The organism is Dellaglioa sp. CoH-56-MRSF-12 (assembly GCF_056782075.1).
In genome coordinates this window covers 1-263 of sequence record NZ_JBXAYD010000111.1, presented here as the reverse complement: position 1 = coordinate 263, position 263 = coordinate 1, and the positions used below count along the sequence as shown (strand labels likewise).

Annotated in this window: 1 protein-coding gene; it reads left to right on the top strand. The window is 57.0% G+C overall.

Annotated elements, in window-relative coordinates; genetic code table 11:
- Window positions 1-263 (top strand): thioredoxin (gene trxA / locus AC1RPY_RS07960; protein ID WP_481763146.1); only part of this gene is annotated, 263 nt, incomplete at both ends.

Sequence of the window (263 nt, the reverse complement as noted above, 5' to 3'; positions counted from 1 at the left end):
AACGTTCGAAAACGAGATCGTGAACCACAAGGGCTATGCCCTGCTCGACTTCTGGGCACCGTGGTGCGGTCCGTGCAAGATGCTAATGCCGACTCTTGAGGCACTGGCACCTGAGTATGAAGGACGAGTCAAGTTCAATAAGCTGAACGTTGACGAGAACACGCAGGTGCCGGAAAAGTTCGGTGTCCGTGGTATCCCGCAGCTCACGCTGTTCAAGGACGGTGTTGAGATCGCGACTGCTACCGGTGCCAAGCGCCGCCCAC